Annotated in this window: 26 protein-coding genes; 13 read left to right on the forward strand and 13 right to left on the reverse strand. The window is 57.5% G+C overall.

The annotated features are described in order from the left end of the window. The first annotated feature begins 3 nt into the window (after positions 1–3). Positions 4–774, forward strand: coding sequence for a sulfite exporter TauE/SafE family protein (locus PMYSY11_RS04535; protein ID WP_150548428.1), 771 nt, complete (start codon positions 4–6; stop codon positions 772–774). Positions 775–833: 59 nt separating this feature from the next. On the opposite strand, the gene PMYSY11_RS04540 is transcribed toward PMYSY11_RS04535, so the two are convergent. Beyond that, positions 834–1100, reverse strand: a complete 267-nt coding sequence (locus tag PMYSY11_RS04540) for a YebG family protein (protein WP_069901121.1) — start codon at positions 1098–1100, stop codon at positions 834–836. A 479-nt stretch (positions 1101–1579) separates the two neighbouring features. On the opposite strand from PMYSY11_RS04540, the gene PMYSY11_RS04545 reads away from it, so the two are divergent. Beyond that, positions 1580–2053, forward strand: coding sequence for a phosphate-starvation-inducible protein PsiE (locus PMYSY11_RS04545; RefSeq protein ID WP_069901123.1), 474 nt, complete (start codon positions 1580–1582; stop codon positions 2051–2053). 55 nt (positions 2054–2108) lie between these two features. Here the strand turns inward: PMYSY11_RS04545 and PMYSY11_RS04550 are convergent, their stop codons facing one another. Together PMYSY11_RS04550 and PMYSY11_RS04555 are read right to left on the reverse strand one after the other, a co-directional pair. Beyond that, positions 2109–4442: a DEAD/DEAH box helicase gene (locus tag PMYSY11_RS04550; protein WP_239655534.1), complete on the reverse strand. Its 2334-nt coding sequence runs from the start codon at positions 4440–4442 to the stop codon at positions 2109–2111. A gap of 150 nt (positions 4443–4592) precedes the next feature. Next, the gene (locus PMYSY11_RS04555; RefSeq protein WP_150548430.1) at positions 4593–5483 is read right to left on the reverse strand and encodes a helix-turn-helix domain-containing protein; all 891 of its coding nucleotides are present in this window, start codon (positions 5481–5483) and stop codon (positions 4593–4595) included. A 238-nt stretch (positions 5484–5721) separates the two neighbouring features. Between PMYSY11_RS04555 and PMYSY11_RS04560 the strand changes: the two genes are divergently transcribed. Continuing rightward, the gene (locus tag PMYSY11_RS04560) at positions 5722–6627 is read left to right on the forward strand and encodes a DMT family transporter (protein ID WP_150548431.1); all 906 of its coding nucleotides are present in this window, start codon (positions 5722–5724) and stop codon (positions 6625–6627) included. 47 nt (positions 6628–6674) lie between these two features. Here the strand turns inward: PMYSY11_RS04560 and PMYSY11_RS04565 are convergent, their stop codons facing one another. The 4 genes from PMYSY11_RS04565 to yaaA all read right to left on the reverse strand — a co-directional run bounded on the left by PMYSY11_RS04565 (position 6675) and on the right by yaaA (position 9382). Continuing rightward, positions 6675–7088 (reverse strand): hypothetical protein, encoded by a 414-nt coding sequence (locus PMYSY11_RS04565; protein ID WP_069901129.1) that lies wholly within the window; start codon positions 7086–7088, stop codon positions 6675–6677. After that, the gene (locus tag PMYSY11_RS04570; protein ID WP_150548432.1) at positions 7085–7918 is read right to left on the reverse strand and encodes an SDR family oxidoreductase; all 834 of its coding nucleotides are present in this window, start codon (positions 7916–7918) and stop codon (positions 7085–7087) included. Before PMYSY11_RS04570 ends, PMYSY11_RS04565 begins: the two co-directional genes overlap by 4 nt. Positions 7919–8044: 126 nt before the next feature. Next, positions 8045–8509 (reverse strand): multidrug transporter, encoded by a 465-nt coding sequence (locus PMYSY11_RS04575; RefSeq protein WP_150548433.1) that lies wholly within the window; start codon positions 8507–8509, stop codon positions 8045–8047. Between the two features lie 93 nt (positions 8510–8602). Next, positions 8603–9382 carry a peroxide stress protein YaaA gene (gene yaaA, locus PMYSY11_RS04580; RefSeq protein WP_150548434.1) on the reverse strand — a complete coding sequence of 260 codons (780 nt, stop codon included), beginning with the start codon at positions 9380–9382 and terminating at the stop codon, positions 8603–8605. A gap of 138 nt (positions 9383–9520) precedes the next feature. Between yaaA and dmeF the strand changes: the two genes are divergently transcribed. The 5 genes from dmeF (at position 9521) to moaE (ending at position 13555) form a co-directional block, all read left to right on the forward strand. After that, positions 9521–10486, forward strand: a complete 966-nt coding sequence (dmeF, locus tag PMYSY11_RS04585) for a CDF family Co(II)/Ni(II) efflux transporter DmeF (protein ID WP_150548435.1) — start codon at positions 9521–9523, stop codon at positions 10484–10486. A 357-nt stretch (positions 10487–10843) separates the two neighbouring features. Next, entirely contained in the window at positions 10844–12235 is a 1392-nt protein-coding gene (locus PMYSY11_RS04590; protein ID WP_069901139.1) for a PhoH family protein, read from the forward strand. A 131-nt stretch (positions 12236–12366) separates the two neighbouring features. Then, on the forward strand, positions 12367–12852 hold the full coding sequence (gene moaC, locus PMYSY11_RS04595; protein ID WP_150548436.1) for a cyclic pyranopterin monophosphate synthase MoaC: 486 nt from the start codon (positions 12367–12369) through the stop codon (positions 12850–12852). Beyond that, positions 12849–13097: a MoaD/ThiS family protein gene (locus tag PMYSY11_RS04600; protein ID WP_069901143.1), complete on the forward strand. Its 249-nt coding sequence runs from the start codon at positions 12849–12851 to the stop codon at positions 13095–13097. The genes moaC and PMYSY11_RS04600 overlap by 4 nt, the downstream gene beginning before the upstream one ends. 2 nt (positions 13098–13099) lie before the next feature. Next, on the forward strand, positions 13100–13555 hold the full coding sequence (gene moaE, locus PMYSY11_RS04605) for a molybdopterin synthase catalytic subunit MoaE (protein ID WP_150548437.1): 456 nt from the start codon (positions 13100–13102) through the stop codon (positions 13553–13555). 151 nt (positions 13556–13706) lie between these two features. Here the strand turns inward: moaE and PMYSY11_RS04610 are convergent, their stop codons facing one another. Together PMYSY11_RS04610 and PMYSY11_RS04615 are read right to left on the reverse strand one after the other, a co-directional pair. Beyond that, on the reverse strand, positions 13707–14384 hold the full coding sequence (locus PMYSY11_RS04610) for a potassium channel family protein (RefSeq protein WP_069901146.1): 678 nt from the start codon (positions 14382–14384) through the stop codon (positions 13707–13709). Beyond that, positions 14374–15708 carry a TrkH family potassium uptake protein gene (locus tag PMYSY11_RS04615; protein WP_090514220.1) on the reverse strand — a complete coding sequence of 445 codons (1335 nt, stop codon included), beginning with the start codon at positions 15706–15708 and terminating at the stop codon, positions 14374–14376. The genes PMYSY11_RS04610 and PMYSY11_RS04615 overlap by 11 nt, the downstream gene beginning before the upstream one ends. Before the next feature lie 221 nt (positions 15709–15929). On the opposite strand from PMYSY11_RS04615, the gene PMYSY11_RS04620 reads away from it, so the two are divergent. After that, positions 15930–16163, forward strand: a complete 234-nt coding sequence (locus tag PMYSY11_RS04620) for a DUF3079 domain-containing protein (protein WP_075723392.1) — start codon at positions 15930–15932, stop codon at positions 16161–16163. Positions 16164–16242: 79 nt separating this feature from the next. On the opposite strand, the gene aspT is transcribed toward PMYSY11_RS04620, so the two are convergent. The 4 genes from aspT to PMYSY11_RS04640 all read right to left on the reverse strand — a co-directional run bounded on the left by aspT (position 16243) and on the right by PMYSY11_RS04640 (position 21727). Continuing rightward, positions 16243–17934, reverse strand: a complete 1692-nt coding sequence (gene aspT, locus PMYSY11_RS04625) for an aspartate-alanine antiporter (RefSeq protein WP_069901148.1) — start codon at positions 17932–17934, stop codon at positions 16243–16245. A gap of 248 nt (positions 17935–18182) precedes the next feature. Beyond that, on the reverse strand, positions 18183–19637 hold the full coding sequence (gene rhlB, locus PMYSY11_RS04630; protein ID WP_150548438.1) for an ATP-dependent RNA helicase RhlB: 1455 nt from the start codon (positions 19635–19637) through the stop codon (positions 18183–18185). A 169-nt stretch (positions 19638–19806) separates the two neighbouring features. Continuing rightward, complete coding sequence (locus tag PMYSY11_RS04635; protein WP_069901149.1) at positions 19807–20745, reverse strand: GGDEF domain-containing protein; 939 nt, start codon at positions 20743–20745, stop codon at positions 19807–19809. 322 nt (positions 20746–21067) lie between these two features. After that, entirely contained in the window at positions 21068–21727 is a 660-nt protein-coding gene (locus PMYSY11_RS04640) for an alpha/beta hydrolase (protein ID WP_150548439.1), read from the reverse strand. 486 nt (positions 21728–22213) lie between these two features. Between PMYSY11_RS04640 and PMYSY11_RS04645 the strand changes: the two genes are divergently transcribed. The 4 genes from PMYSY11_RS04645 to PMYSY11_RS04660 all read left to right on the forward strand — a co-directional run bounded on the left by PMYSY11_RS04645 (position 22214) and on the right by PMYSY11_RS04660 (position 26408). Continuing rightward, the gene (locus PMYSY11_RS04645) at positions 22214–23242 is read left to right on the forward strand and encodes an amino acid ABC transporter substrate-binding protein (RefSeq protein WP_069901153.1); all 1029 of its coding nucleotides are present in this window, start codon (positions 22214–22216) and stop codon (positions 23240–23242) included. A 98-nt stretch (positions 23243–23340) separates the two neighbouring features. Then, entirely contained in the window at positions 23341–24525 is a 1185-nt protein-coding gene (locus PMYSY11_RS04650; RefSeq protein WP_150548440.1) for an amino acid ABC transporter permease, read from the forward strand. A 10-nt stretch (positions 24526–24535) separates the two neighbouring features. Further along, entirely contained in the window at positions 24536–25633 is a 1098-nt protein-coding gene (locus PMYSY11_RS04655; RefSeq protein WP_069901157.1) for an amino acid ABC transporter permease, read from the forward strand. A 10-nt stretch (positions 25634–25643) separates the two neighbouring features. Next, positions 25644–26408 carry an amino acid ABC transporter ATP-binding protein gene (locus PMYSY11_RS04660; RefSeq protein WP_069901159.1) on the forward strand — a complete coding sequence of 255 codons (765 nt, stop codon included), beginning with the start codon at positions 25644–25646 and terminating at the stop codon, positions 26406–26408. The last annotated feature ends 84 nt before the right edge of the window (positions 26409–26492 follow it).

The following is a 26492-nucleotide window of genomic DNA, read 5'->3' on the forward strand; positions in this document are numbered from 1 at the left end:
GCCATGAGTGTGCAAGTGCACCTGATGTTTCTGGGCTGTGTGTTACTTGCCACGCTGGCACAGAACCTCACAGGGTTTGCCTTCGGCTTGATCCTGCTGGGGATGGTTGCCACCCTCAATATTATTTCACTCGCCGATGTGGCCGTGGTCATCAGTTTTCTAACCGTTGCCAATGCGCTGGCGACACTGGGCGGCCCTAAACCTGCACTTGATCGCAGCGTCCTGATGCCGGTTCTGCTGAGCAGTTTGTTGGGTGTGAGTGTGGGTATGTGGGGCTTGGGTGCGCTGGATGAGGCGCAAATGGCCTGGCTGCGGCTCTTGCTGGGCTGCGTAATTATCATCGCCAGTTTGCTGTTGGTGGTGCAGAGCAAGCCCCGTGAACGTCTTTCCGGGCAACCCGCTTTCTGGGTTTCAGGCGCTCTATGCGGGCTGCTTAACGGGCTGTTCTCGAGTGGCGGGCCGCCGCTGGTGTATCACCTCTATCGCCAGCCACTGGCTTATGAGGTCATCCGCAACACGCTGATCACCGTGTTTGCGGCCAACTCGGCAACGCGTCTGGGCTTGGTGATTGCCCAAGGGCAGTTGCACATGCAAGTGATCTGGCTGAGCCTTGAGGCACTACCGCTGGTGCTGCTGGTAAGTGTACTTATGCGGCGCTACCCGCCGCGCCTGTCACTGCGCACGGTTCGCTGGCTGGTGTTTGCTTTGCTGGTACTGGCGGGTGCCAGCCTTATCGTCGAGTCACTTGGGCAGGTGCTGGCGATGGCCGCATAACCGCCCACGCTACCCCATGGCGCATGACTGCAACCACGGGATAATCAGCGTGGTGAAGCTTACTCGGCGGCTTGCGGTTCCTTGTCCAGATCGTTGAGGGCATCCGGTTGGTTCTTGAAGGCTTTGGCGAAAATATCGCGATTCTTGGCCATGAAAATGCCCAGTTCTTCGCCCTGTTGTTCATTCAGGGTCGGAACGGCCTTTTGCAGCACGTCTGTCAGCAGCTCTGCCAGTTCAAGCATTTTGTCATGACGGTCAGCTTCTGCTTTATCCATGAATAAACGCTCCAGATCTCGACTGCTGCGGTACACCACTTCGACGGCCATTCATCACCTCTACCTTCACGCTGATTAATTACATTCAGGAGTTCTGCAAAAGCCCGCGGCTGGCGCGGTGTGTTTTGCAGACTCTTTAGCTGTTTATATATACAGTACTTGTAGCTTAAAGAATTCCAGCGGTTTTGAACAGCAGCAATCATGCCGTGCTGCACAAAACCGTGAGCGTTGATTACTTATCGGTGCTAATCGGGCCAAACTTGATGTCAGAGCGAAATGTTGAGTGTGGCTGCCGATTACTGGCATTTCAGTGAAGCACGAATTCCCCGGATGGTCGTGCTCAACGCGGCTAATTATTGTGTCGTCAGGGGCCGCGCTGCGTAGTAAATGTAATGCTTTCACGGCATTATGCGCGCAATAATTCAGCAATATTTTCGCGCCCCATAATCACCGGTTCGCCCCGAAGTTGCGGGTGTCCTGAGCTGTATTTTGGCCTGCACGCGGGTCGGTTAAACGTTAAGGAAGTGGCTATGAAATGGGTGGATAACACCAGGCAGCAAATGCACAAAGGCGCAAATTCGATCGGTAATCTGCTGGTCGAAGGGTTCCACTACATCGGGCTGTTTGCCATCGGTGGCGTCACGGCGTGGGCGTCGATCATTGCCTTTATGGAGATGCTCGAAAAAGGCCACGCCAGTGTCGATGGCGTGCTGCTGTTGTTTATCTATCTGGAACTGGGGGCGATGGTCGGGATTTACTTCAAGACCAATCACTTGCCAATTCGCTTTCTGCTGTATGTGGCGATCACCGCGCTGACGCGTTATCTGATTGGCGATGTATCGCATCACAAGGCGCCGGACGTGGGTTTGGTTTATGCCTGCGGTGGCATATTCCTGCTGGCCTTGTCGGTGCTTGCAGTGCGCTATGCGTCTTACCGCTACCCGTCGAGCAAGCCGATCGACGCCACCGGTGATGTGGTCAAGGATAAAGCCGAGAGCCATTAATCATCGGCTGTTTGGCAGCACTCAGTCGCCGAGTGCTGCCAGCGGCTAACAGCGCTTATTTGTCGAGTGGGGCGAACAATGCCGCCAGATCCTCTTCGCTGATCTGCCACTGCTCCAGGCTGCCGCCTTCAAGTACGCCACGGGCCAGATTGGCCTTGGTGTGCTGCAACAACTGGATTTTCTCTTCGACGGTGCCACGGCTGATCATCTTGTAGACGAACACCGGCTTTTCTTGGCCGATCCGGTAGGCGCGGTCGCTGGCCTGTGCTTCGGCTGCCGGATTCCACCACGGGTCGAAGTGGATAACGGTATCGGCGGCCGTCAGGTTGAGGCCAACGCCACCGGCCTTGAGGCTGATCAGAAACACCGAGAACTCACCAGCCTGAAAGTCATGCACCGGCGAGCGTCGGTCTTGGGTGGCGCCGGTCAGTTTGCCGTAGCTGATGCCGCGTTCCTTCAGCTCAGAGGCGATCAGGTCGAGCATTGAGGTGAATTGCGAGAACAGCAGCACGCGGCGACCTTCCTGCGTCAGCTCCTCAAGCATGTTCAGCAATGAGGTCAGCTTGCCTGAGTCCGAGGCTTTCAACGTGCTGGACTCATCGCCCAGCAAACGCAGATCGCAACAGGCCTGACGCAAGCGCAGCAGCGCTTCGAGAATGACTATCTGGCTGCGCGCCAGACCCAGCCGGGCGATTTCATCGCGGACCTTTTTATCCATCACCAGACGCAGGGTTTCGTAGCGATCGCGCTGAGTCGGCGTCAGGTCGACCCACTGGGTGATTTCGGTTTTGGCGGGCAACTCGGTGGCGACTTGTTCTTTCTTGCGGCGCAGCACGAACGGTTTGATTCGTCCGTGCAAATGCGCCAAACGCTGGCTGTTGGCGTTCTTTTCAATTGGCGTGCGGTAGTCGTGATTGAAGCTTTTGCTGTCGCCCAGCCAGCCCGGCATCAGAAAGTTGAACAGCGACCAAAGCTCGCCAAGGTGATTTTCCAGCGGCGTGCCGGTCAGGCACAGACGGCGTGCGGTTTTCAGTTGGGAGGCGGCTTGAGCGGCCTTGCTGCGCGGGTTCTTGATGTTCTGCGCTTCATCCAGAATCACCAGATGATAGCTGTGCGCGCCGAGCATTTTGAGGTCGCGCGGGAGCAGGGCATAGGTGCTCAGAATAATGTCGTACTCGCCGATGTGCTTGAACTGATTGCGCCGCTTGATGCCATGCAAGGCCAGCACTTTCAGTTGCGGAGTGAAGCGCTCAGCTTCGTCCTGCCAGTTGGGAATCAGGCTGGTCGGCATGATGATCAGCGCGGGCTGCTGCAAACGCCCGGCCTGCTTTTCGCAGAGGATATGCGCCAGCGTCTGCACGGTCTTGCCCAGGCCCATGTCATCGGCCAACACTCCGCCTACCTCTAATTCGGCAAGCGCCTGCATCCAGGCCAAGCCATGTACCTGATAGGGCCGCAGTTGCGCTTGCAAGCCTTCGGGCGGGCTTACGGTTTTGTCGCTGTAGGCCTGCAAGCGCTGGGCAAAGCCGCGCAGTTGCTCGCCGCCTTGCCAGTGAATTGCCGGGCCTTGTTCGAGTGCAATCAGGCGCGCGGCGTCGGCTCGCGGCAGGCGCAAGGATTGGCTGGTTTCGCCCGGTTCGCGAAAGAACAATTCACCGAGCGTCGCCAGCAGCGGCTTCAGCCGTGAAAAGGGCAGCGCCACGCGTTGCTTGTTCTGGGGCAGGGTCACCAGCAGCATTTCATCGTCGCGGCGCAGGGCCAGTGCTTCGCCATTGAGCAGGTTGGGATTCTTGCGAATTGCCTGCAGCAGAATTGGCAGCAAGCTGATGCGCTGGCCTTCAACCTCGATGCCCAACTCCAGATCGAACCAGTCATGTTCGGGTGCCTGCTCGATGTCGGCGTACCAATCTTCAATCTCGCTGAGGTTGAAGTAGAAGTCGTCGTCCATTTCGATCAGCCAGCCGGCCTCACGCAGTTCGGGCAGATGCTGTTTTGTGAATGTCAGCCAGGCGCCTTCATTGCCCAGCTCGAAGTGTTCGCCGGGATGGTCGCCCAGCGCTTCGCTCTGGCGCAGCGATATTTTCAAACCGCAGTCGAGCAGGTGTTGGCGCATCGCCGCTTCCGCTTGCGGGTTGCGGATTATGCGCAGCGGGATTTCACCAGGGCGTTTTACGATCAGGTCTTTAGGGGCTTTGCCGAAGGCCAGATGGCCCTGATAGTCGAATGCCAGCGCAGCACGGTGCTGGGTCTGTTCCTGCATACGGGCCTTGCGCGCATCGAAGTGCACGCGCACGTGGCTGCCAAGCGACAGCACCGCGCGAGGGGAGACGCCTTCAAGACGCTCCTCCAACAGTCCGGCAGTATCCAGGGACGGCGCATTCTGGCTCATCGTGCTGTTAACCCTAGTCAGCATTCACTGTCGACATGCCAACACTTAAACAAGAGGAAAGCAGACGATTTTGACACAGCTGGGAAGGCTTGCGGCGATCAGCAGACGAAATCGCTGCAATCGGTGCCGATGCCTGTTATTTGCAGGTAATTAACGCGCCAGCGAGTTGCCGGCGACGCTTTGGCGGTATTGGCTCGGCGTGGCATTGAATGCCTGACGAAAGCGATTGCTGAAATGACTGGCACTGGAAAAGCCACACGCCAGGGCTATTTCAGCAAACTCCAGAGCGCTGCTGCGCAGCAGGAATTGCGCATGTTGCAGGCGTTGGTTGAGCACATAACGATGCGGCGGTAAGCCAAAGCTCAAGTTGAACATGCGCGCAAAGTGGTACTCGGAAAGCGCGCACAATCCCGCCAGATGGCCCAGCGTCAGCGGTTGATCCAGATTGGCCTGGATATAGTCGCGCAGACGCTTGCGGTGCGCAGGTGCCAGACCGCCGCGTAATTGCAGGCCTTCACGGCGGCCGACTTGTGACAGCAATGCATGGCTGAGCATGCTGTGGGCGAGGCTGCTGGTGAGCAATCGCTCGGCTGGCTCATCCCAGTTGAGTTGGGTCAGTTGGCGAAAGCGTTCGGCCTGATCCGGATCATCGACAAAGGTGGATTCACGCAATTGCAGCTCGCGCGGTTCGCGGTCGAGCGTGCGCACGGCAGCAAGGGCGAATTGCTCCTGGCTGATGTACAGGTGCGCCAGTTGAATCTCGCCGTTGATTACCCAGGACGATTGGTGTTCAGCGGGCATCACACAAAGCTTGCCCGGCGCGCCTTTTTGGTCCGGCCGCTCGGCGCGGAAAGTGCCAGTGCCACCGGCCAGATAGCACGACAGCGTGTGATGGCTCGGCGCAAGATAGCTGCGGGTGTCGTGATGGTTACTCCAGATCGCAGCCGACAGCCCGTCACCCAACTCTGCAGTGTGATGCAGACGGGCATTGGGCGAGCTGTTCATGCTCTGAAATACGTGGAGTTGTTCTATGGGTGGCATACGCTTTCCTGGGAGGCTGCCCGAAACGGCGGCGCCAATGGTGTGCTGGCCGGTTATTCGGGGTGCCCAATCGCCACTATGCTACGCCGCCAATGCGGGTCTGCCAGCCCCCAGCGGCTAAAAAGCGCAAGATTTTGCTAATTGCCAGGCCGGGTGATCCGCTCACAAGTGCGCAAGTTTGTGCAAGCGCAGCCACCGCTCTCAGCGCAGAATTGGCGCATTGAATGGGAGCTGGGTAATGAATATTTCGCTGTACCTGATGACTGTGCTGATTTGGGGCACAACCTGGATCGCCCTGAAACTGCAACTGGGCGTGGTGGCTATCCCTGCCTCCATCGCCTATCGCTTTGGCTTGGCTGCCGCCGTGTTGTTTGCGATTTTACTGTTAAGCCGACGCCTGCAAAAAATGCATGGCCGCGCCCATCTGGTGTGCGCTGCACAGGGTTTGTGCTTGTTCTGCATTAATTTCATGTGTTTCTACACCGCCAGCCAATGGATTCCCAGTGGGCTGGTGTCCGTGATTTTCTCCACCGCCACGCTGTGGAATGCGCTGAATGCGCGGGTGTTCTTCAAGCAGAAGATTGCCAGTAACGTGCTGCTCGGAGGTGCGCTGGGTTTGAGCGGGTTGGCGTTGCTGTTCTGGCCCGAACTATCCGGCCACGAAGCCAGCCGCGAAACACTGTTGGGGATTGGCCTGGCAGTGATTGGCACGCTGTGTTTTTCGGCGGGCAACATGCTCTCAAGTTTGCAGCAGAAAGCTGGCTTGCGGCCGATGACCACCAATGCGTGGGGCATGTTCTACGGCGCGCTGTTTTTGGTGGCCATTTGCGTGGTGAGCGGTACGCCGTTCGCTTTCGAGTGGAACACCCGCTATATCGGCACACTGCTGTATCTGGCGATTCCCGGTTCGGTGATCGGCTTTACCGCTTACCTGACATTGGTCGGGCGCATGGGCCCTGAACGCGCCGCGTATTGCACGGTGCTGTTCCCCGTGGTCGCGTTGAATATTTCGGTGTTCGTCGAGGGCTACCAATGGACAGCGCCGGCGCTATGCGGGCTGGTGCTGGTCATGCTCGGTAATATTCTGGTGTTCCGCAAACCGCGCGTAGCGCCAGCATTGCAAGCCGCTGGCGGACAGCAGTAGCGCTAAGTCGGTTGGGCGATCAGCGAATTGATCGCCCAAGTCGATGGCTATTTAGCCGGTGTGGTCTTCTTGCGGCGAAACAGACGTGACCAGTGCGGCGAGATGCAGATGATCAGCGCAATCGGGTAGATCAGGTAATGCGCGACGAACAGTACCTGACCGCCAAGGCCCGGTGACTCCTTGAGCATCATCATGGCGAACAGGCCGATATACAGGCCGCCTAAAATCCCCGCGTAGCACAGCACCAAACGCAGGCGCTCTTTCCAGTTCATCGGCCGGCGATGCATCCAGCGAAACGCGATGAGCAGCAGCAAACCGGTCAGGAACGCCGCCACCAGCGTGGCCGGAAAACCGCCGAGCTTGAGCAACAGGCGCGCCATCAGGTTGAAGCCGAATGCCGCGATCACACCGCCCACGGCGTAGTGGATCATCGAGGGTACGCGCTCGATAGAAGTCTTCATGATAATTGCCTATTGAGACCGAAGCGTTTCTTCAAAGCATGCTCCAGCAGGTTCTTGGGTAACAGCGCGGCCAGCAGCGGCAGAGCCCGGCTGCCATTGCCGAGGCGCAGCAAACGTGGCGGATTGGCGCGTTGGCTGGCAGCCAGAATATCCCGGGCTACGTCTGTGGCCGGTGTCGGATTGTCTTGTGAGGCGTTGGCGCGGGCGCGAATCCCCTCGCGCAGCGGCCACCACGGCGAGCCTTCGCTGATCAGTTGTTCAGCCTCGCGGCTGGCATTGGCGCCGAAGCTTGAAGCAATCGCCCCCGGCTGCACTTCCATGACGTTAATCGAGAAGGGCGCAAGCTCAAGACGCAGGGCGTCGGACAGCGCGTGCACTGCCGCTTTCGAGGCGCAGTAGGTTCCTGCAAACGGGGTTACCAACACGCCAGAAACGCTGCCGATATTGATCACCAGGCCTTTGCGTTGGCGCAGCAGCGGGAACAGCGCGCGGGTGATTTCGATCAGCGAGAATACGTTGGTTTCAAACTGCCGGCGCATGGCCTCTGCGCCGCCATCGAGCAGCGGGCCCATGGCGCCGTAGCCGGCGTTGTTGATCAATACATCGAGGCCGCCCGCCTGCGTCTCGAGGCGCGCCGCTAATTGGGCGATGGCGTTGGCGTCATTCACATCCAGTTCGACGGCGTTGAATCCGGCTGCGCATAGAGCCTCCAGATCCGCCGCTTTGCGAGCCGTTGCCCAGACGCTATAGCCGGCGTTGCCATAGGCATCCGCCAAAGCACGACCAATACCACTGGAACATCCGGTTATCAGGGCTACTGGCTGGGTCATGCGGCATCCTTATCGTTGTTATGGCAGGTGTTGAATATGCCAGTTCAGCTTCCCTGTGCCCAGCGTACCGTTTGCAAATGGCTGGATAAACCTTGATTGCCTGCTTGTTCGAAGATGTTCGCGGCCTTACTGCACGAAACTGCCTTGAACACGTTGCGCCCTGAACTCGAGGCTGCTGGGCCGATAGCCACTGCGCAAGCTCGGCAGTGGCATGCAGTGTTGCCAGCTGGCGCCGGGCTGCAAGTCGCCTGGCCCGCTGTAGCGCGGCGCTTCGTACAGGCCCTGAGCCAGATCGACGCTGTCGCCTGGACGATAAGCCGCCACTTGCCATTGCAGTTCGGTGAGCACGGCGCTGCTTGAGTTGGTCAGTTCTATAGCCAGCGGCCGATCGGCAGGGCAGCGCTGAGGATCATAGCTGAGGCGCAATTCGAGATTGGCCAGGTGGCGGTTTTCGCGGCTTTCTTGCCAGACCACAACGCCGGCAACGATGCCCAGACCGACCAGGGCTATCAACGTGATGGGCAACGCTTTGCTGGGGTAGCGGATCAGCAGGATTAACCAGCTGAGCACCAGAATCGAGCCGTAAAGCATGGTCTTTCGCCTTGTGAGAGAGCGTGTATTTATCCTACTACACAAGGCGTGAGGCTAACGGCGCTTTTGCGGCGCCGTAGCATTGTCTGACGTTTACTCGGGCGCCTGATCGCGCAGGAACACCAGATTGTCCGGCGTTGAACGCTCTGACGAATAAGCGTAGCCCTGATAATTGAAATCCTTGAGGCCCTGCGGGTCGCGAAGCCGCTCCTTGATCACGTAGCGCGCCATCAGGCCACGGGCTTTTTTGGCGTAGAAACTGATGATCTTGTACTGATCATTTTTCAAATCGCGGAATTCGGTATTGATGATGCGGGCATTCAGCGCCTTACGCTTCACCGCGCCGAAGTACTCATTGGAAGCCAGATTGAGCAACACGTCATCGCCTTGCTCGGCCAGCGCTTGATTCAACCAACCGCTGATACGCTCGCCCCAGAATGCGTAAAGATCCTTGCCGCGCGGATTGGCCAGTTTGGTGCCCATTTCCAGGCGATAGGGCTGCATCAGGTCGAGCGGACGCAGCACGCCATACAGGCCGGAAAGCATGCGCAGGTGCTGTTGTGCGAAGTCGAAATCTGCTTCGGCAAAATCTTCGGCATTGAGGCCGGTGTAAACATCACCCTTGAACGCGAGCAAGGCTTGCTTAGCGTTTTCAGTGGTGAAATTTGGCGTCCAGCTGCCGAAGCGTGCGGCATTGAGACCCGCGAGCTTGTCGGAGAGGTGCATCAACTCGGCGATCTGCTGGGGCGAGAAGTCGCGCAGTTGGGTGATCAGGTCTTGAGCATGGTCGAGGTGCTCTGGCAGGGTAAAACGCTTGGTTACCGAAGGCGTCTCGTAATCGAGGGTTTTAGCCGGGGAAATCACCAACAACATAAAATCTGCTCCTAATCTGTCTTGGCCGCGATTTTAGGCCGAGTCGGGGGTTGGGCTCCACCTATAACGCCGATGGTTTAATCTTATCGGTCTCGAAGCGCCGAGTTTTTGCGGCCTCAATCATCGAAGCGAGTAGCTATGAACGACTGTGATCACGCGCGCTGGGAACCCGACCATAACTACCGCCCGCTGGAAACCCATGCAGAGCAACAGGCGTGGCGTGTTGCAGCGCTCACAGGCATCACCATGCTGGTGGAGATTGTCGCGGGTTACCTGTACAACTCCATGGCGCTGTTGGCCGACGGATGGCACATGGCGTCGCACATGGTGGCGCTGGGCATGACGGCGCTGGCTTATTTTCTGGCGCGCAAATACGCCCACGACCCGCGCTTCGCCTTCGGCACGTTCAAGGTTGAGGTCCTCGCGGGGTTTGCCAGTGCGGTGTTGCTGGTTGTAGTGGTGGCCATGCTGGCATTTGAGTCACTGTTGCGGCTCTGGCATCCGCAGCAGATTGCCTTCGATATGGCCTTGCTGGTGGCGGTGATCGGCCTTTTGGTGAACCTGGTGTCGGCCTGGATGCTGCGCGATCAGGACCATGTGCATGACCACGGCCATGGTCACAGTCATGCTCATCACGATCACGATCACGATCACGATCACGATCACGGCGAGCGTGGGCGTGATCTCAATCGGCATGCCGCATTTATTCACGTGCTGGCCGACGCGCTGACCTCCATTGCGGCGATTGCGGCGCTGGCTGGCGGCTTGTTGTTTGGCTGGAACTGGCTCGATCCGCTGATGGGCGTTATCGGCTCAGTGATCATCGCCATCTGGGCCAAGGGCTTGCTGATTGAAACCGCCAAAGTGCTGCTCGATCGTGAGATGGACAGCCCTGTTGTGGCGCGAATTCGCACCATAGTGGCGCAACAACCGGACACCCAGATCAGCGATTTGCACCTGTGGCGAGTCGGCCGTGCGCAGTACGCCTGCATCATCAGCGTGGTGACCCATGGCGAGGCTTCAGCCGATGACTACAAGGCTCAGTTGGCGGGGATCAAGGAGTTGGTGCACGTGACGTTGGAGGTCAACCGCTGTGAAGCGTGACGGGAGAAGATCGGCGAAATTGAGAAGCTGTGAACTGGCGCAACGAACAGCGTAAAAATGATGATTTTTGAGCTGTTTTTGCAGAGGGTGGACTATCGACTTTACCCATGCTGCAGCGTATCGCCAAGCGCTATTCGTCGAGTCGACAAATAAACTTAAAAAAAGTGAAATGTCGTTTAACTGTCATGTTTTTTGGAGTATCAAGAAAGGGACGCCGAACCCTGCAGACAGGTGGCGACTTTTGGCCCTCACCTTGCTTGCAGTCTTCTCAGCCGCCCCCTGAGAAGTTTGGCGGCCCTGTGCAACGCAGCGCAAACCCAGCGCCGTTGCTTGGCTTCTACCAGAAGGTGAACGAGTATGGATGACCACGGACGCATCAAGCCCACCGCTCCAACCCTCTACGCTCTCGACACCAATGTGCTGATTCACGACCCCAACGCGCTGCTCAATTTTGAAGAGCACCACGTTGCAATTCCCATGACTGTTCTGGAGGAGTTGGACAAGCTTAAAACTGGCAAGCAGGGTGTGGCGGCCGAGTGCCGTCAGGCGATTCGTTTGATCGACAAAATTCTCGGTAGTGCTTCACCTGAACAGATAGAACACGGCGTTCCGATCGAACGCGAAAAGAGTGGCGCCTGCGGTTTCCTGTCGATTCTCATGAGCAAGAGCGCGACGCCGGTTACCTGGCTGCCGGAAGACCTCAACGACAACAAAATCATCAACCAGCTGGTCGAGCTGAAAACGCGTCGGCCCGGCTTCAATGTGGTGCTGGTCACCAAAGACATCAACATGCGCCTCAAGGCTCGCGGCTGCGGCCTTGAATCCGAGGACTATCACACCGACCAACTGGTTGACGACATCTCGCTGCTGCCCAAGGGTTATCACAGCGTGGAAGGCTCGTTCTGGGATGGCGTGAGCAAGGTTGAGACGCGTCAGGATCACGGTCGTACCTGGCACCGTGTGCAGCTCACCGACAGTTTGCCGTTTGTGCATATCAATGAATTCATTGTTGATGAGCAAGGCTTCGTCGGCTGGATCAAGGGTGTCGAAGACGGCGAGATGCTGATTCTTGACCTGCATCAGGAACCGCTGATGCATCAGGAAGCATGGGGCCTGCGTCCGCGTGATATTCATCAGGCGCTGGCGCTTTACGCGCTGCTTGATCCGGATATTCATCTGGTCAACCTGACCGGTGCAGCCGGTTCCGGTAAAACCATCCTGGCGCTGGCGGCGGCAATTGAGCAGACCATGGTCAGCAAGCGCTACCGGCGCATTATCGCCACCCGTAGCGTGCAGGGGCTGGATCAGGAAATCGGCTTTCTGCCTGGCACCGAGGCCGAGAAAATGGAGCCTTGGCTGGGCGCCATCACCGACAACCTCGAAGCCCTGCACATGGACGATGAGAACACCCACGGCAGCGTCGACTACATCCTGCAAAAAGTCCCGCTGCAGTTCAAATCACTCAACTACATTCGCGGGCGCAGCTTCCAGCAAAGCCTGATTCTGATCGACGAATGCCAGAACCTTACGCCGCACCAGATGAAAACCATCATCACGCGTGCCGGTGCGGGTTCCAAGGTAATCTGCCTGGGTAACCTGGCGCAGATTGATACCCCATACCTGTCCGCCCCGAGCTCGGGCCTGACTTACCTCACGGAGCGCTTCAAAGACTTCTCCCACGGCGTGCACATCACCTTGCAAGGCGTGCCGCGTTCGCTGTTGGCGGAATACGCCGAAGGCAATATGTAACGCTGAACCCCGTTGTTTCATCTGCATTAACCATCAGCCCGACGCAATGTCGGGCTGTTTGCGTGCAGAGGAGGATGCTTAAACCTGACTCGCGGGTTTACAATCGGGCTACACCCGTATGGAGCAAGACCGTGCTAACCCATCTCGACTCCCAAGGCCGCGCCAACATGGTTGATGTCAGCGACAAGTCGCAAACCGTGCGCGAAGCCGTTGCCGAAGCGCGTGTGCGTATGCGCCCGCAAACCCTGCAGATGATCGTTGAAGGCGACCATCCCAAAGGTGATGTATTCGCTGTCGCCCGGATTGCGGGTATTCAGGCGGCCAAGAAAACCTCTGATCTGATTCCGCTATGCCACCCGTTGATGCTCACCAGCGTCAAGGTGGAGCTGACGGCCGAAGGCGCCGACACCGTGCGCATTCAGGCGCGCTGCAAGCTCACCGGGCAGACCGGCGTCGAGATGGAAGCACTGACCGCTGCCAGTGTTGCCGCGCTGACCATCTACGACATGTGCAAGGCAGTTGATCGTGGCATGACCATCGAGAATGTGCGGTTGCTGGAGAAACTTGGCGGCAAGAGCGGCCATTTCAAGGCAGACGATGAAGGAGCTTCGGCATGATTCGGGTGCAGTATTTTGCACGCTACCGTGAGGCCCTCGGTTTGGATGGCGAACAGTTGCGAGACAGCGGTGAGTTCACCACGGTTGATCAATTGCGCCTGTTCTTGCTGGCCCGTGGCGGCGTATGGGACGTGCTTGGCGAGCAGAATCTGATGTGCGCACGCAATCAGGAATTGTGCAGCCTGGACGAGCCACTGGAGGAGGGCGACGAGGTTGCGTTCTTCCCGACCGTAACCGGAGGTTGAACATGGCGATTCGAGTTCAGCAGGCGACATTTGACCCGGGCGTGGAACTCAATGCCCTGCACGCCAGCAACGTCGGCATCGGTGCGGTGGTGAGCTTTGTTGGTTACGTGCGTGACTTCAATGAAGGCCGTGAGGTGGCAGGGATGTTCCTTGAACACTTTCCCGGCATGACTGAAAAGTCGCTGGGCAAAATTGCCGATGAAGCCAGTCAGCGCTGGCCGCTGATCAACATCGAAATTATCCACCGCATTGGTCGTCTGGAACCGGGCGAGCCCATTGTTTTTGTCGGCACCACCAGCGCCCACCGTCAGGCCGCTTTTGATGCCTGCGCGTTCATCATGGATTACCTGAAAACCCGCGCGCCGTTCTGGAAGAAAGAAGACACCAGCGAAGGCCCGCGCTGGGTCGAAGGGCGTTGCAGCGATCAGGACGCCGTCGAGCGCTGGAAGCAAAGCTGAACGCCGAATCACCTGAGTGCTGAGCCTGCGCTCTACTGCAATCCGGTGAGAGCCTGTGTGATGCCGCGCGTTGGATCGACTCATAAAGTCAGCGCGGCGGCTCAAACCGTTAGCTCTTTCCTGCAAGCTGCTCCTGGCGCTCTAGTCTGATTCAGGTCAGGCCGGCAAAGTGCTCAAGCAGCGGCGTTGCGCCAGCTATCACCAGTTGATCGCCCTGATTGACCACGGTTTCAGGCACGGCGTAGACGAAATCACTGCGTGGGCGCTTGATGCCGATGACTGTCACGTCGTACTTGGCGCGAATGTCGGACTCGGCCAGCGTCTTGCCAATCGTCTCCGGCGGCGCGCCAGTGGTGGCCAGGGCAAAACCGTCGTCGAACTCGATGAATTCGAACATCTTGCCGGTCACCAAATGCGCCACGCGTGAGCCCATTGCCGCTTCCGGGTAAACCACATGATCGGCGCCAGTACGCTCAAGAATGTGCCCGTGGCGATTGCTCATGGCCTTGGCCCAGATGTCTTTGACGCCCAGCTCATGCAGCGCCAGAACCGTCAGCACGCTGGCTTCAAGATCGCTGCCAATCCCGACCACCACATGCTGAAAGTCACCCAGCCCGAGTTGGCGCAGAGCGTCGATATTAGTACTGTCGGTTTGCACCACATGCGTCAGCCGGTCGGACCAACGCTGCACGTGCTCTTCATCCTGATCGATACCCAGCACATCATGGCCGAGGGCAATCAGGGATTCAGCTACGGCGGAACCAAAACGGCCGAGGCCGATGACGGCAAAGCTGTCGCTGTGTTTGGTCGAGAACAGTTTATCCAACAAGGGGACGTTCCTCCGGGTAGCGGTAAGGTGTGGTGCTTGAGCGCAACGCCAGCGCTGCCGCCACGGTGATGGTGCCAACGCGGCCGATGAACATCAGCACGATAATCACCAGCTGGCCAGAGGGCGGCAAGTCTGGGGTGATGCCGGTGGTCATACCGACCGTAGCGAAGGCCGAAATGGTTTCAAACAACACGTCCTGCAATTGGAAAGATGTGACGCTGAGCAAAATGATCGTCGCAACTGACACCACTGCGGCGCTCAGCAGCACAATCGCCAGCGCCTGACGCTGGGTTTCATAAGCAATGCGGCGATTGAATGCAGTGGTGTCCGCGTTGCCGCGAATCTCGGCCCAGACCACGAACAGCAGCAAGAAGAAAGTGGTGACCTTGATCCCGCCCGCCGTGCCTGCGCTGCCGCCGCCAATGAACATCAGCACATAATTGACCACCAGCGTCACGGCGTGCATTTCGCCAATGTCCAGGGTGTTGAAGCCTGCAGTACGCGCGGTTGCCGAGTGGAAGAACGCGCCGAGAAATTTGTCCCACCAACTCAGCGGGCCAAGAGTGTTCGGGTTGCTCCATTCATAGGCCAGAATCGCCACGGTGCCGCCGATCAAAAGGATAGCTGTGCCGATCAGGGTGATGCGCGTATGGATCGACCATGTTTTGGTTTGGCTGCCCTGACGGAATATTTCCAGCAATACCGGAAAACCCAGGCCGCCAATCAGCAGCGAGGAGGTAATGCTCAGCACCACAACGGGGCTGGACTCGAAGCGCATGAGGCTGTCTGAATAGGTCGAGAAACCTGCGTTGTTGAATGCCGAAACGGAGTGGAAAACCCCATTCCACAGCGCGGTAAGCCAGGGTTCGTTGTAACTGAAGTGCAGGTCTATGGTGAGTATCACGGCGACCACCAACTCGACGCTGACGGTGACGATCAGGATCATCTTCAGCACATCGACTACATCGCCAAGGCCCAGTGAGCGGATTTCACTTTGCGCGATCAGGCGCTGGCTGAGTTGCATGCGGTTGCTCACCAGCATGCCCAGCAATGTAGCGCCGGTCATGATGCCCAAGCCGCCAATCTGGAACAGAATCAGGATCACGGCCTGACCAAAGCCAGACCAATAAACAGCGGTATCCACCACGCTCAGCCCGGTCACACAAACCGCCGAAACGGCTGTGAACAAGGCCGTGAGCAGCGGCACGCTGAGGTTGTCGGTATGCGAGACCGGCAGCATCAATACCAGTGTGCCCAGCGCGATTGCGGCGAGAAAAGTCAGCGGTACCAGCCGTGTCGGGTGCTGCAGTGTATTGCGCCGCAAAGTCTTCAATCCTTAAAAAATGTGGCCTGAACGGCTCAGCATTACCAAGCCTGGCCCGCAACAATGTGGCAATCCTGCGCATCAATATAGCCTATGTATCCAGGGCATCGGCAGCGCAATTTCGGTCTGTGTTGGCGATTAACTGCGGTTGATCTGCATCAAGGGTTAAGTGCCAGGATCGGATTAAACTGAATTTCAATGACCCTTTCAGGTATTGGCACATGGCCAAGTCTTTCCCCTTGCATCCCAAGCATCCTGAGCGAATTTGCTGGGGATGTGACCGCTATTGCTCAAGTCAGTCACTCGATTGTGGCAACGGCTCTGATCGCACCATGCACCCGGCGGAGATGCTCGGGGATGACTGGTATGAGCATGGCGACTGGGGCATATCAGTCTCGGAACCGCCCACGCCTGCCGTGCGCAAGATAGCCGTGGTCGAATTACCAGCCGTTTAGCCGGTGTGACGCTCATGCAATAAAAAACGCCCGATGCTTGGCTGCATCGGGCGTTTTTGTTTTTAGCGGTTAGGGCGATTCAGCCTGCCGCGATAAAGATGATGATTGGCCCGCACACGGCCAGCAGCACGTTGGAAATGGCGTAACACACGGTGAAACCGATTACCGGCGTATTGCTGCCGGATGCGTCGATGATCTTGTTCATCGACGCCGCTTCGGTTTGCGCGCCAGCCAGTGCGCCAAACAGAATCATTGGGTGCAGGCGCAATATGTAACGGCCGAAGTACAGGGCTACAATCGGCGGAACCAGCGTTACCACAACACCGGACAACAACAGCGAAACGCCATGTTCCTGCATGGCGGTAATGGCTTGCGGGCCAGCCAGCAGGCCAACTACAGCGCCGAAAGCGGTGAGGCCAAACTCGGAGAAGGCCCACTGCGCAGCGGGCGGTAGCGCGCCGATTTCAGGGTGGCGCGAGTTATACCAGCCAATTGCCAATGCAGTGACCAGCACGCCGCCGCCAACGCCCAGCTCGACCGGAATCATGCCGACGTGCGCAGACAGCATGCCCAGCAGCGAACCGATCACCATGCCCAGTGCGTGCACGGCGATGTCACTCTTGTAATTGCTCTCGCGGATGCGCCCCAAGCGTTTGGCCAGAGCCTCTACACTGCTGGTGCGGCCGGTAATCGAGATCACATCACCGCGACGAATCTGCGTGTTGGGCAGTTGCGGCAGGGGATAACCCTGACGCGTGATGTCATTCAAAAAGCAGCCCAGACGATCAGCCGCCGTCAGCTTCGAGCGAATTTCATGCAGGGTTTTACCGGCGAATTCGGCGGAGGTCAGAATGATATCGACCGAACGTGTCGGGAACGACATCGACTCTTCATGATCAACCTCGGGGCCAACCCATTCGGTGAGCGAACTTACCGCTTCGCGCAAGCTGTAAACGCCGACAATGTCGCCGCCTTTAAGCACGAAGCGGCTGTCACGTTCGATGATCTTGCCATCGCGAACCACCCGCTCGACGCTGAGCGCAGTGTGCAGCTTTTCGATATCGGCAATACTCTTGCCGTCTGCATTGCCGCCCGCCAACACCTGATGCGCGCGCACCACAATGCGCGTGTAGGGAATGGTGATGGCGTCTTCATCCTTGGCGATGCCCAGCTCCAGTTCCAGTTCGCGAGCAGAGGCCTTGAGGTCTACCCCGAGTAGTTTGGGCGCCACACTGCCGACAAACACAATCAGGCCGATGGTGCCGAACAGGTAGGTAATCGCGTAGGCAACGGCCATGTGGCTGTTGAGTTTGGCCACCTCGGCCGGATCAAGCCCGAGCTGGTTAATCGCGCTGCTCGCCGTACCCATGATCGCCGTGTCCGTCAGGGCGCCAGCGCCCAGACCTGCGGTAAAGCCAGCATCGAATTTGTACACGTAGAACATCAGCAAAATCATCGCCAATGCGGTTGCGCAGAGCACCACCGAGAGAATCACCAGCTTCAGGGTGCCGCTGTTCAAGCTGCCAAAGAATTCCGGGCCGCTCTTGAAACCCACGGCGTAGATGAACATGACGAAAAACACTGACTTAAGAACATGCGGAACTTCGAGGCCTATCTGGCCCACCAGCAAACCCACCAGCAGAGCGCCGGCGACCGAGCCGAGGTGGAAGCTGCCGATATGAATCCGGCCCAACAACACCCCCAGAGCAATCGTCAGGAAAACTGCCGTCTCGGGAGCAGAACGCAATGCGTTAAGGAGAAAGTCGAGCATTCAATAAGTCTCACAGGAAAGGAATCGATGCAGTTACGTTCTCCAAGCATAGATGCGCTTGGTTGCAGCGGCAGGGCAATTTATAGCTTTATTGCGTAACGGAGAGGTGGCCACTGTTTATTGCCTTAGCGCCTGAGCGAACTCAGCGAATAGCGATGGCAAGCTGGGGCCTAGTTTGCGCTGTGGGCAATTAACAGGCATAAAAAAAGGCGAAACCTTGAGGTTTCGCCTTGGTTGTTACTGCGCAATCAGTGCTTGCGCGGTACCGGCTTGAGCAGTTCTTCAGGCGGCATTTCGCAGGCGATTTTGCGGCCCAGCAACTCTTCGATTGGCGGCAGGGCGTAGGCGTCGTCCTCACCGGCAAAGCTGATCGAGGTGCCATTGGTGCCTGCGCGGCCCGTACGGCCAATGCGGTGTACGTAGTCGTCCGGATCTTCTGGCAGGGTGAAGTTGATCACGTGGCTGATGGCATCGACGTGGATACCGCGACCGGCTACGTCGGTTGCAACCAGTACGCGAATTCTGCCTTCGCGAAAGCCCTCGAGAACCTTGATGCGTTTGTGCTGCGGCACGTCGCCGGACATTTGCGCGGCGCTGATGCCGTCGCGGGTCAGGCGTTCCTCGATACGGCGCACTTCGTCTTTGCGGTTGGCAAAGACCATCACGCGAATCCAGTCGTTCTGGGCGATAAGGTTGTACAGCAGCTTGTACTTGTCGCTGCCGGCGACGGCGTAAACGTGTTGCTCCACGGTGTCGCTGGCGACGTTTTCCGGCTCGATTTCAACGATGGCCGGGTTGGTCGTCCATTGTTTGGCGAGGTTCATTACGTCATCGGTGAACGTCGCAGAGAACAGCAGTGTCTGGCGCTCGGACTTCATCGGGGTCTGGCGGATAATCTGGCGGACCTGCGGAATGAAGCCCATGTCGAGCATGCGGTCGGCTTCATCGAGCACCATTACCTCAACCATGTCGAGATGCACTTCGCCGCGCTGGTTGAAGTCGAGCAAGCGGCCCGGGGTCGCGACCAGAATGTCGCAGAAACGCGATTCCAGCAGCTTCAGCTGTTTGTCGAAGTCCATGCCACCCACAAAACTCATGACATTGAGGTTGGCGTATTTGGTCAGGTCGGCGGCGTCTTTGGCGATCTGCACCACCAACTCACGCGTCGGCGCGATGATCAGTGCGCGTGGCTCGCCCATGTAGCGGTCTTTCGGCGGCGGCGTTTGCAGCAACTGGGTGATGATCGAAATCAGGAAGGCGGCGGTTTTACCGGTACCGGTTTGCGCGCGACCGATTGCATCCTGCCCATTGAGGGTAAAACCCAGCACTTCAGCCTGAATCGGTGTGCAATACGGGAAGCCAAGGTCATGGATCGCGTGCATCAGCTCGGGAGCAAGTTTGAAGTCATGAAAGCGGGTCTTGCCTTCGGCAGGCTCGACCACGAAGTCTTCAAGCTTCCAGTTATCAACCGGCTTGGGCGCGCGCTGGCGGCGTGGTTTTGCGGATTTGGCTGCGTCTTTGCGTGCAGCAGTTTTGGCCTGGGCAACAGGTGCAGGCGCATTGGCAGCAGCAGAGGATGAGTCGAACGTGCTGCGCTGAGATTTTTCTTCAGTCTGGGGCGCTACAGATTGTGCAGGCTGACTGGCTGGGCTGTTGGACTGGCCCTCGGCTTTGCCGAACATCTTTTTAAGTGCTTTGAGCACGGTCATCTCGTCAATTGGTTAAGTAATGAACCGTAGCAGTGTAAAGCAAGAAGCTTGCGCGGCGAAGTGTTCCAGCTTGCAAGTTTGCTTTTCGGGTGTTATGTGCTGGCTCAACGGGTGCTGCCGGGCGATAAAACGGCGCTTTTCATGGCTTGCTGAGGCTGCGGTTTCAGGCACTGATGCAATTACGCCCCGCTTGTTTCGCGCGGTAGAGCGCACTGTCTGCCCGCGCCAGCATGCTTTGCACTGTGTCGTCCGCAGCGCCGAGCGTCATCCCGATTGATACTGTAATGCCAGGCAGCATGCCAACCGGCGAGTAAAAGGCCGGAATTCGTTCAAGGCTTTCGCGCAAGCGCTCACCAATCACGCTGGCATCCTGCAGCTCCAGCTCTGGAAGCAGGATTACAAATTCCTCGCCGCCATAACGCACCAGGCAATCACGCGTGCGTAATTGGTTGCGCAACGTATGTGATAGCAAACACAGGGCGTAGTCGCCGGCCAGGTGGCCGTGCTGATCGTTGTATTCCTTGAAATAGTCGACATCCAGCATCAGCAAACTGAGCGGTTTTTTGTCGAAGGCGCAGCGGGTGATTTCGCGCTGGAAATTGCGGTTAAGCCAGCGTCGGTTAAAGGCGCCCGTGAGGCTGTCGATGTTGGCGTGCAGTTCACTGTCGACAAGGCGGCGGTTGCCCTCGCGCAGGCGTTTGGCGAGTTGCTGGAGCAGGTTCTGCATCAACGCCGGTGATTGTTGGCAAAGAACCAGCACCGCGTCTCGATGCAGGCGCAGCACGCGGCTGGTTTTTTTACTGACCACATAAGCGCTCGGGCAGGCGCTATCAATAAAGCTGACCTCGCCCGCACAGTCGCCGACATTCAGCGTGCACACCGGCAGGTTGTCCACCGAGTCGATATGCACATCAAGCTTGCCCTCCAGCACCACGTATAAATAGGGATTGCTCTTGGCGGGCGACAGCAATACTTCACCTTTGTTGAGATCGTAGGCGTGAAACTCATCCAACACTGCCGAAAGGCTGTGGCTGGCGATACTGCTGAACAACTGCAACTGCTGGAGGGTTTGCAGGCTTGCCTGCCAGTTCGCCGTTTTCATGGTTTCAAATACGATTGGGTGGGATCGCCAGCATCGACCTGTAACCTCGACCGCCGGATGTCTGCCTTGATTGGCTTTGAGCAATCCTAGCCGAGCGAATTGATCTGACAACCACGGCAAACCTGCGGCTCGCTGAGCGGTATTTTAGCGAGTGTGCGCTGCTTCACAGGTCATCACAGAGCAATTAACGCCAGCGTCGGTAGCGGCGGGGGAGAACGCGTCTAGCGCGGTGGTGGGGGAATTTTCAACGCACTCTGCGGGGCAAGAGCGCGTTGAAATCCATTAGTGGCTATTTGGTATCACTTTTACGACGAGCGGTTACTTAAGCACTCAATTGGGTGCTCAACCAGCGGCCGATATCGGCTATCTCCGCCGGGATCACTTCGTGGCTCATCGGGTATTCCTGCCAGGTCGCTTGTACCCCGCGCTCGGTCAGCCAGTCGTAAGCTGCGCGGCCCATGGCGGGCAGCACGACGTCGTCCTGTACGCCATGCAGGCAGCAGGTGGCCAGATTTTTCTTGTCCGGCGTAATGCTCAGATCGCCCGCCAGTGTTGGGCCGTATGTGGACAACGCCAACACGCCACCCAAGGGGCCGGCCCAGCGTAAAAATGCGGTGTGCAGAACCACCGCACCGCCCTGGGAAAAGCCCGCCAGAAAGATCCGCGCCGGATTGATTCCGCTGTCACGCTGGGCCTCAATCAGGCCGATTAGCATCTGTGCAGACGCTTCGAGTTGCTCGTGATTGATCGCCCGCGAAGGGCTCATTGCCAGAATGTCGTACCAACTGGGCATGGCCCAACCGCCATTCACGGTCACCGCCTGAGTCGGCGCTTGCGGCAAGACAAACCGGGTGCTGGGCAGTTGGCCTTGCAGTGCTTCAGCAACGGGCAAGAAGTCGTACTTGTCTGCCCCCAAACCGTGCAGCCAAATAACGCAGGCGTCAGCGTCGTTGGCTGGGTGAAGTATCAATGGGTCGTGCATATGTGGCTCCAATTTGGTGCGGCGGTGCTTTAATGGTGCATATTGTTTTGCGAGGCATGTCAAATCTATAAAAAATATGTCGCACGCATGCAAGTATTACGCTTGACCTACCCGTATTGTGCAACAGGCACAGCGCTGGTACGGGCCTTGCTATAACTATCTGGACTGGTAACGCATCCCGGTAGTGCCAAGGCTGTAATGCTACTGGGATCGGAACAGACGGGAAGCTGATTGATGGGGTTTCCAACGGTTCGCCGAGCACAAGCGATAAATCGTTTGATGTTGGGCAAAAGGCTATCCGTCTCTCGTCCATTCGACCAATGGACGGAGCTTGAAGTTTTGGCTGATGAGGGCATCGGCAACTAAACTCAAGCTGAGGTCCGACTCCCGGTTGATCACGTTGCTGCCTGCGTGATTTTCCTGCCCCATAAGGGTACGGTGATAGGGCCGAGACTCCAAACACAACAAAAGCAACTGGAGGTTTTAATGAAGATGGTGAAATCCACCCTGGCAATTCTGACAACTGCAGCCGTTTTGGGCGTAAGCAGCTTCGCACATGCGGGCGCTACCCTTGATGCAGTACAGAAGAAAGGCTTCGTGCAGTGCGGTATCAGCGACGGGTTGCCTGGCTTCTCCTACGCCGATGCCAAGGGTAACTACCTGGGCCTGGACGTTGATGTGTGCCGTGCTGTGGCAGCCGCTGTATTTGGCGATGCCAGCAAAGTTAAGTACAGCCCATTGACCGCCAAAGAGCGCTTCACCGCGCTGCAGTCTGGCGAAGTTGACATGCTTTCGCGTAACACCACCTGGACCAGCTCGCGTGATTCGGGTCTGGGCCTGAACTTCGCCGGCGTGAACTACTACGACGGTCAGGGTTTCCTGGTTAACAAGAAACTCGGTGTTTCCAGCGCCAAAGAACTCGACGGTGCAACCGTTTGTATTCAGGCGGGTACAACCACTGAGCTGAACCTTTCGGACTACTTCCGTGCCAATGGCCTGAAGTACACCCCAATCACTTACGATACTTCTGATGAAAGCGCCAAGTCGGTTGAAGCCGGCCGCTGCGACGTTCTGACCTCCGACCAATCGCAACTCTACGCACAGCGCATCAAGCTGGCCGCTCCTGAAGAGTACGTAGTTCTGCCTGAAGTCATCTCCAAGGAGCCTCTGGGCCCTGTAGTTCGTCAAGGTGACGAGGAGTGGTTTGACATCGTACGTTGGTCGCTGTTCGCCATGGTCAACGCTGAAGAGCTGGGCATCACTTCGAAGAACGTCGAAGAAATGGCCAAGTCGACCAAGAACCCTGACATCGCTCGCTTGCTGGGCGCTGAAGGTGAGTTCGGTAAAGACCTCAAGTTGCCTAAAGACTGGGCGGTTAAAATCGTCAAGCAAGTGGGTAACTACGGTGAAAGTTTTGAGCGTAACGTCGGTTCAGGCAGCGAGCTGAAAATCGAACGTGGCCTCAATGCCCTTTGGAACAAAGGTGGTCTCCAATACGCACCGCCGGTGCGCTGATCATCCAGGCTGGCACCTCGTCCTGAGGTGCCACCGTTGTTCTGATCTACTGGATTCTGCGTCGGTGTGAGTCGGCGCAGGATTCACTGAGGGCTCATATGCAAACAAATGCAAATGCCTCTCGTACCCGTGGCTCGGTCTGGACCGATCCCAAGGTACGCGCGTGGCTATTTCAAATTCTGGCGGTTATCGCGGTCGTCGCGCTGGGCTGGTATCTGTTCGACAATACCCAGACCAACCTGGACAAACGCGGTATTACTTCCGGTTTCGGCTTTCTCAATAACAGTGCCGGCTTTGGTATTGCTCAACACCTGATTGAGTACACCGAACGAGATTCCTACGGAAGGGTATTTGTCATCGGCTTGCTCAACACCTTACTGGTCTCCGGGATCGGTATTGTGCTGGCAACCATTCTCGGTTTTATTCTCGGTGTTGCCCGGTTGTCACCCAACTGGCTGGTGCAGAAACTCGCCACGATCTACATCGAGACGTTTCGTAATATTCCCCCGCTGTTGCAGATTTTCTTCTGGTATTTCGCGGTCATGCTGGCCATGCCAAGCCCGCGCCAGAGCCTTGACGTAGGTGGAACATTCTTCCTCAACAATCGCGGGCTGTACCTGCCTTCACCTTCGGCAACGGATGGTTTCGTGCCGTTTTTGGCGGCGTTGGTGATTACCATCATCGGCGTGATCCTGATGGCGCGTTGGGGGCGTAAGCGTTTTGAGGCCACAGGGCAGCCGTTTCCGACATTCATCACCTCGGTGGTGTTGTTGGTGGCGATCCCCGGGCTGACCATTCTGCTGGCCGGTAACCCATTTACCTGGGAAATCCCGGAACTCAAGGGCTTCAACTTCCGTGGCGGCTGGGTGATGATCCCGGAACTGATCTCGCTGACGCTGGCGCTGAGTATCTACACAGCAGCGTTCATCGCCGAGATCGTGCGTTCGGGTATTCAGGCCGTCAGCCATGGCCAGACCGAAGCCGCGCGCTCGCTGGGTCTCACGCCCGGCAAGACCTTGCGTCTGGTGGTTATTCCGCAGTCGTTGCGGGTGATCATTCCGCCACTCACCAGCCAGTACCTCAACCTCGCCAAAAACTCCTCGCTGGCAGCCGGTATCGGTTATCCCGATATGGTTTCGCTGTTTGCCGGCACGGTGCTTAACCAGACCGGACAGGCGATTGAAGTTATTGCCATCACCATGAGCGTGTACCTGGCGATCAGCCTGAGCATCTCGTTGTTGATGAACTGGTACAACAAGCGCATTGCGCTGATCGAGCGGTAAGGAGCAGCCCATGCAAACCCATACGTTTAAACCGGATCTGCCACCACCGCGCATGAGCGTGGGTGTAATCGGCTGGATGCGTAGCAACCTGTTCTCGGGCGTGTTCAACACCCTGTTGACCCTGTTGGCTATTTATCTGGTCTGGCTGATCGTTCCGCCGCTGCTCAATTGGGCATTCTTCGATGCCGACTGGGTCGGCACTACCCGCGCAGACTGCACGGGGCAGGGCGCCTGCTGGGTGTTTATTCAGCAGCGTTTTGGCCAGTTCATGTATGGCTTCTACCCGAGTGAATTGCGCTGGCGTGTCGACCTGACGCTCTGGGCGGCAATCATCGGCGCAGCGCCATTATTCGTGCCGCAAATGCCACGCAAAGCCTTGTACGGCATCGCTTTCCTGATCATCTATCCGCTGCTGGCCTACTGGCTGCTGCACGGTGGTGCACTGGGCCTGAGCGTGGTGCCGACAACCCGTTGGGGCGGCCTGATGCTGACGCTGGTAATTGCAGCGGTCGGTATTGCCGGTGCCTTGCCGCTGGGCATCATGCTGGCGCTCGGACGGCGTTCTGAAATGCCCGCCATCCGGGTTATCTGCGTGACGTTCATCGAGTTCTGGCGTGGCGTCCCACTGATTACCGTGCTGTTCATGTCATCGGTCATGTTGCCGCTGTTCCTGCCGGAAGGCATGAGCTTCGACAAACTGATGCGTGCGCTGATCGGCGTCATCATGTTCCAGTCGGCCTATATCGCCGAAGTAGTGCGCGGTGGCCTGCAAGCCATTCCCAAAGGTCAGTACGAAGCCGCTGCTGCAATGGGCCTTGGTTACTGGCGCTCAATGGGCCTGGTGATTCTGCCGCAAGCACTGAAAATGGTGATTCCGGGAATCGTCAATACATTCATCGCGCTGTTCAAAGACACCAGTCTGGTGATTATCATCGGCCTGTTCGATCTGCTTAACAGCATTAAGCAAGCAACCACCGACCCCGCCTGGCTAGGTATGTCCACCGAGGGTTACGTGTTTGCTGCATTGGTCTACTGGATTTTCTGTTTTGGTATGTCCCGCTACTCCATGCATCTGGAGCGCAAGCTGGACACTGGCCATAAGCGTTAGGAGCTAACCCATGAGTGAAGCAATTAAAAAGCCTGAGGCTGCAGAAGGCATGATCCTGATGCAGGGCGTACACAAATGGTACGGCCAGTTCCACGTGCTCAAAGACATCAATCTGGACGTCAAGGCCGGTGAGCGTATCGTTTTGTGCGGCCCTTCCGGCTCAGGTAAATCGACGACTATTCGTTGCATCAACCGACTGGAAGAACACCAGCAGGGCCGCATCGTGGTGGACGGCACCGAGCTGACTCACGACCTCAAGCAGATCGAAGCAGTACGCCGTGAAGTCGGCATGGTGTTCCAGCACTTCAACCTGTTCCCGCACCTCACCGTGCTGCAGAACTGCATGCTGGCGCCGATGTGGGTGCGCAAGATGCCCAAGCGTGAAGCGCAGGAAGTGGCCATGCATTATCTGGAGCGCGTGCGAATTCCGGAGCAGGCCGACAAGTTTCCCGGCCAGCTTTCCGGTGGTCAGCAGCAGCGTGTGGCGATTGCCCGTGCGCTGTGCATGAAGCCGAAAATCATGCTGTTCGATGAGCCGACTTCGGCACTCGATCCGGAAATGGTCAAGGAAGTACTCGACACCATGATCGGCCTGGCAGAAGACGGCATGACCATGCTCTGCGTAACGCACGAGATGGGTTTTGCGCGCACCGTTGCCAACCGGGTGATCTTCATGGACCGTGGCGAGATTGTCGAAGAAGCCGAGCCGGACACCTTCTTCACCAATCCGAAAAACGAGCGCACGCAACTGTTCCTCAGCCAGATCCTGCATTGATCCACTGGCAGTTGTAACTACAAGGGAGTCGCAAGACTCCCTTTTTTGTGGCCGCAAATCGGCGGGGTTCGCGTAAACTCGTGC

It is taken from the genome of Pseudomonas marincola (genome assembly GCF_900682675.2).
GTDB classification, from domain to species: Bacteria; Pseudomonadota; Gammaproteobacteria; order Pseudomonadales; family Pseudomonadaceae; genus Aquipseudomonas; species Aquipseudomonas marincola.

Bases quoted from the DNA above. Each gene is read 5' to 3' on its own strand.
- PMYSY11_RS04535 (WP_150548428.1), top strand. From the start codon at position 4: ATGAGTGTGCAAGTGCACCTGATGTTTCTGGGCTGTGTGTTACTTGCC.
- PMYSY11_RS04540 (WP_069901121.1), bottom strand. From the start codon at position 1,100: ATGGCCGTCGAAGTGGTGTACCGCAGCAGTCGAGATCTGGAGCGTTTA.
- PMYSY11_RS04545 (WP_069901123.1), top strand. From the start codon at position 1,580: ATGAAATGGGTGGATAACACCAGGCAGCAAATGCACAAAGGCGCAAAT.
- PMYSY11_RS04550 (WP_239655534.1), bottom strand. From the start codon at position 4,442: ATGAGCCAGAATGCGCCGTCCCTGGATACTGCCGGACTGTTGGAGGAG.
- PMYSY11_RS04555 (WP_150548430.1), bottom strand. From the start codon at position 5,483: ATGCCACCCATAGAACAACTCCACGTATTTCAGAGCATGAACAGCTCG.
- PMYSY11_RS04560 (WP_150548431.1), top strand. From the start codon at position 5,722: ATGAATATTTCGCTGTACCTGATGACTGTGCTGATTTGGGGCACAACC.
- PMYSY11_RS04565 (WP_069901129.1), bottom strand. From the start codon at position 7,088: ATGAAGACTTCTATCGAGCGCGTACCCTCGATGATCCACTACGCCGTG.
- PMYSY11_RS04570 (WP_150548432.1), bottom strand. From the start codon at position 7,918: ATGACCCAGCCAGTAGCCCTGATAACCGGATGTTCCAGTGGTATTGGT.
- PMYSY11_RS04575 (WP_150548433.1), bottom strand. From the start codon at position 8,509: ATGCTTTACGGCTCGATTCTGGTGCTCAGCTGGTTAATCCTGCTGATC.
- yaaA (WP_150548434.1), bottom strand. From the start codon at position 9,382: ATGTTGTTGGTGATTTCCCCGGCTAAAACCCTCGATTACGAGACGCCT.
- dmeF (WP_150548435.1), top strand. From the start codon at position 9,521: ATGAACGACTGTGATCACGCGCGCTGGGAACCCGACCATAACTACCGC.
- PMYSY11_RS04590 (WP_069901139.1), top strand. From the start codon at position 10,844: ATGGATGACCACGGACGCATCAAGCCCACCGCTCCAACCCTCTACGCT.
- PMYSY11_RS04600 (WP_069901143.1), top strand. From the start codon at position 12,849: ATGATTCGGGTGCAGTATTTTGCACGCTACCGTGAGGCCCTCGGTTTG.
- moaE (WP_150548437.1), top strand. From the start codon at position 13,100: ATGGCGATTCGAGTTCAGCAGGCGACATTTGACCCGGGCGTGGAACTC.
- PMYSY11_RS04620 (WP_075723392.1), top strand. From the start codon at position 15,930: ATGGCCAAGTCTTTCCCCTTGCATCCCAAGCATCCTGAGCGAATTTGC.
- aspT (WP_069901148.1), bottom strand. From the start codon at position 17,934: ATGCTCGACTTTCTCCTTAACGCATTGCGTTCTGCTCCCGAGACGGCA.
- PMYSY11_RS04635 (WP_069901149.1), bottom strand. From the start codon at position 20,745: ATGAAAACGGCGAACTGGCAGGCAAGCCTGCAAACCCTCCAGCAGTTG.
- PMYSY11_RS04640 (WP_150548439.1), bottom strand. From the start codon at position 21,727: ATGCACGACCCATTGATACTTCACCCAGCCAACGACGCTGACGCCTGC.
- PMYSY11_RS04645 (WP_069901153.1), top strand. From the start codon at position 22,214: ATGAAGATGGTGAAATCCACCCTGGCAATTCTGACAACTGCAGCCGTT.
- PMYSY11_RS04650 (WP_150548440.1), top strand. From the start codon at position 23,341: ATGCAAACAAATGCAAATGCCTCTCGTACCCGTGGCTCGGTCTGGACC.
- PMYSY11_RS04655 (WP_069901157.1), top strand. From the start codon at position 24,536: ATGCAAACCCATACGTTTAAACCGGATCTGCCACCACCGCGCATGAGC.
- PMYSY11_RS04660 (WP_069901159.1), top strand. From the start codon at position 25,644: ATGAGTGAAGCAATTAAAAAGCCTGAGGCTGCAGAAGGCATGATCCTG.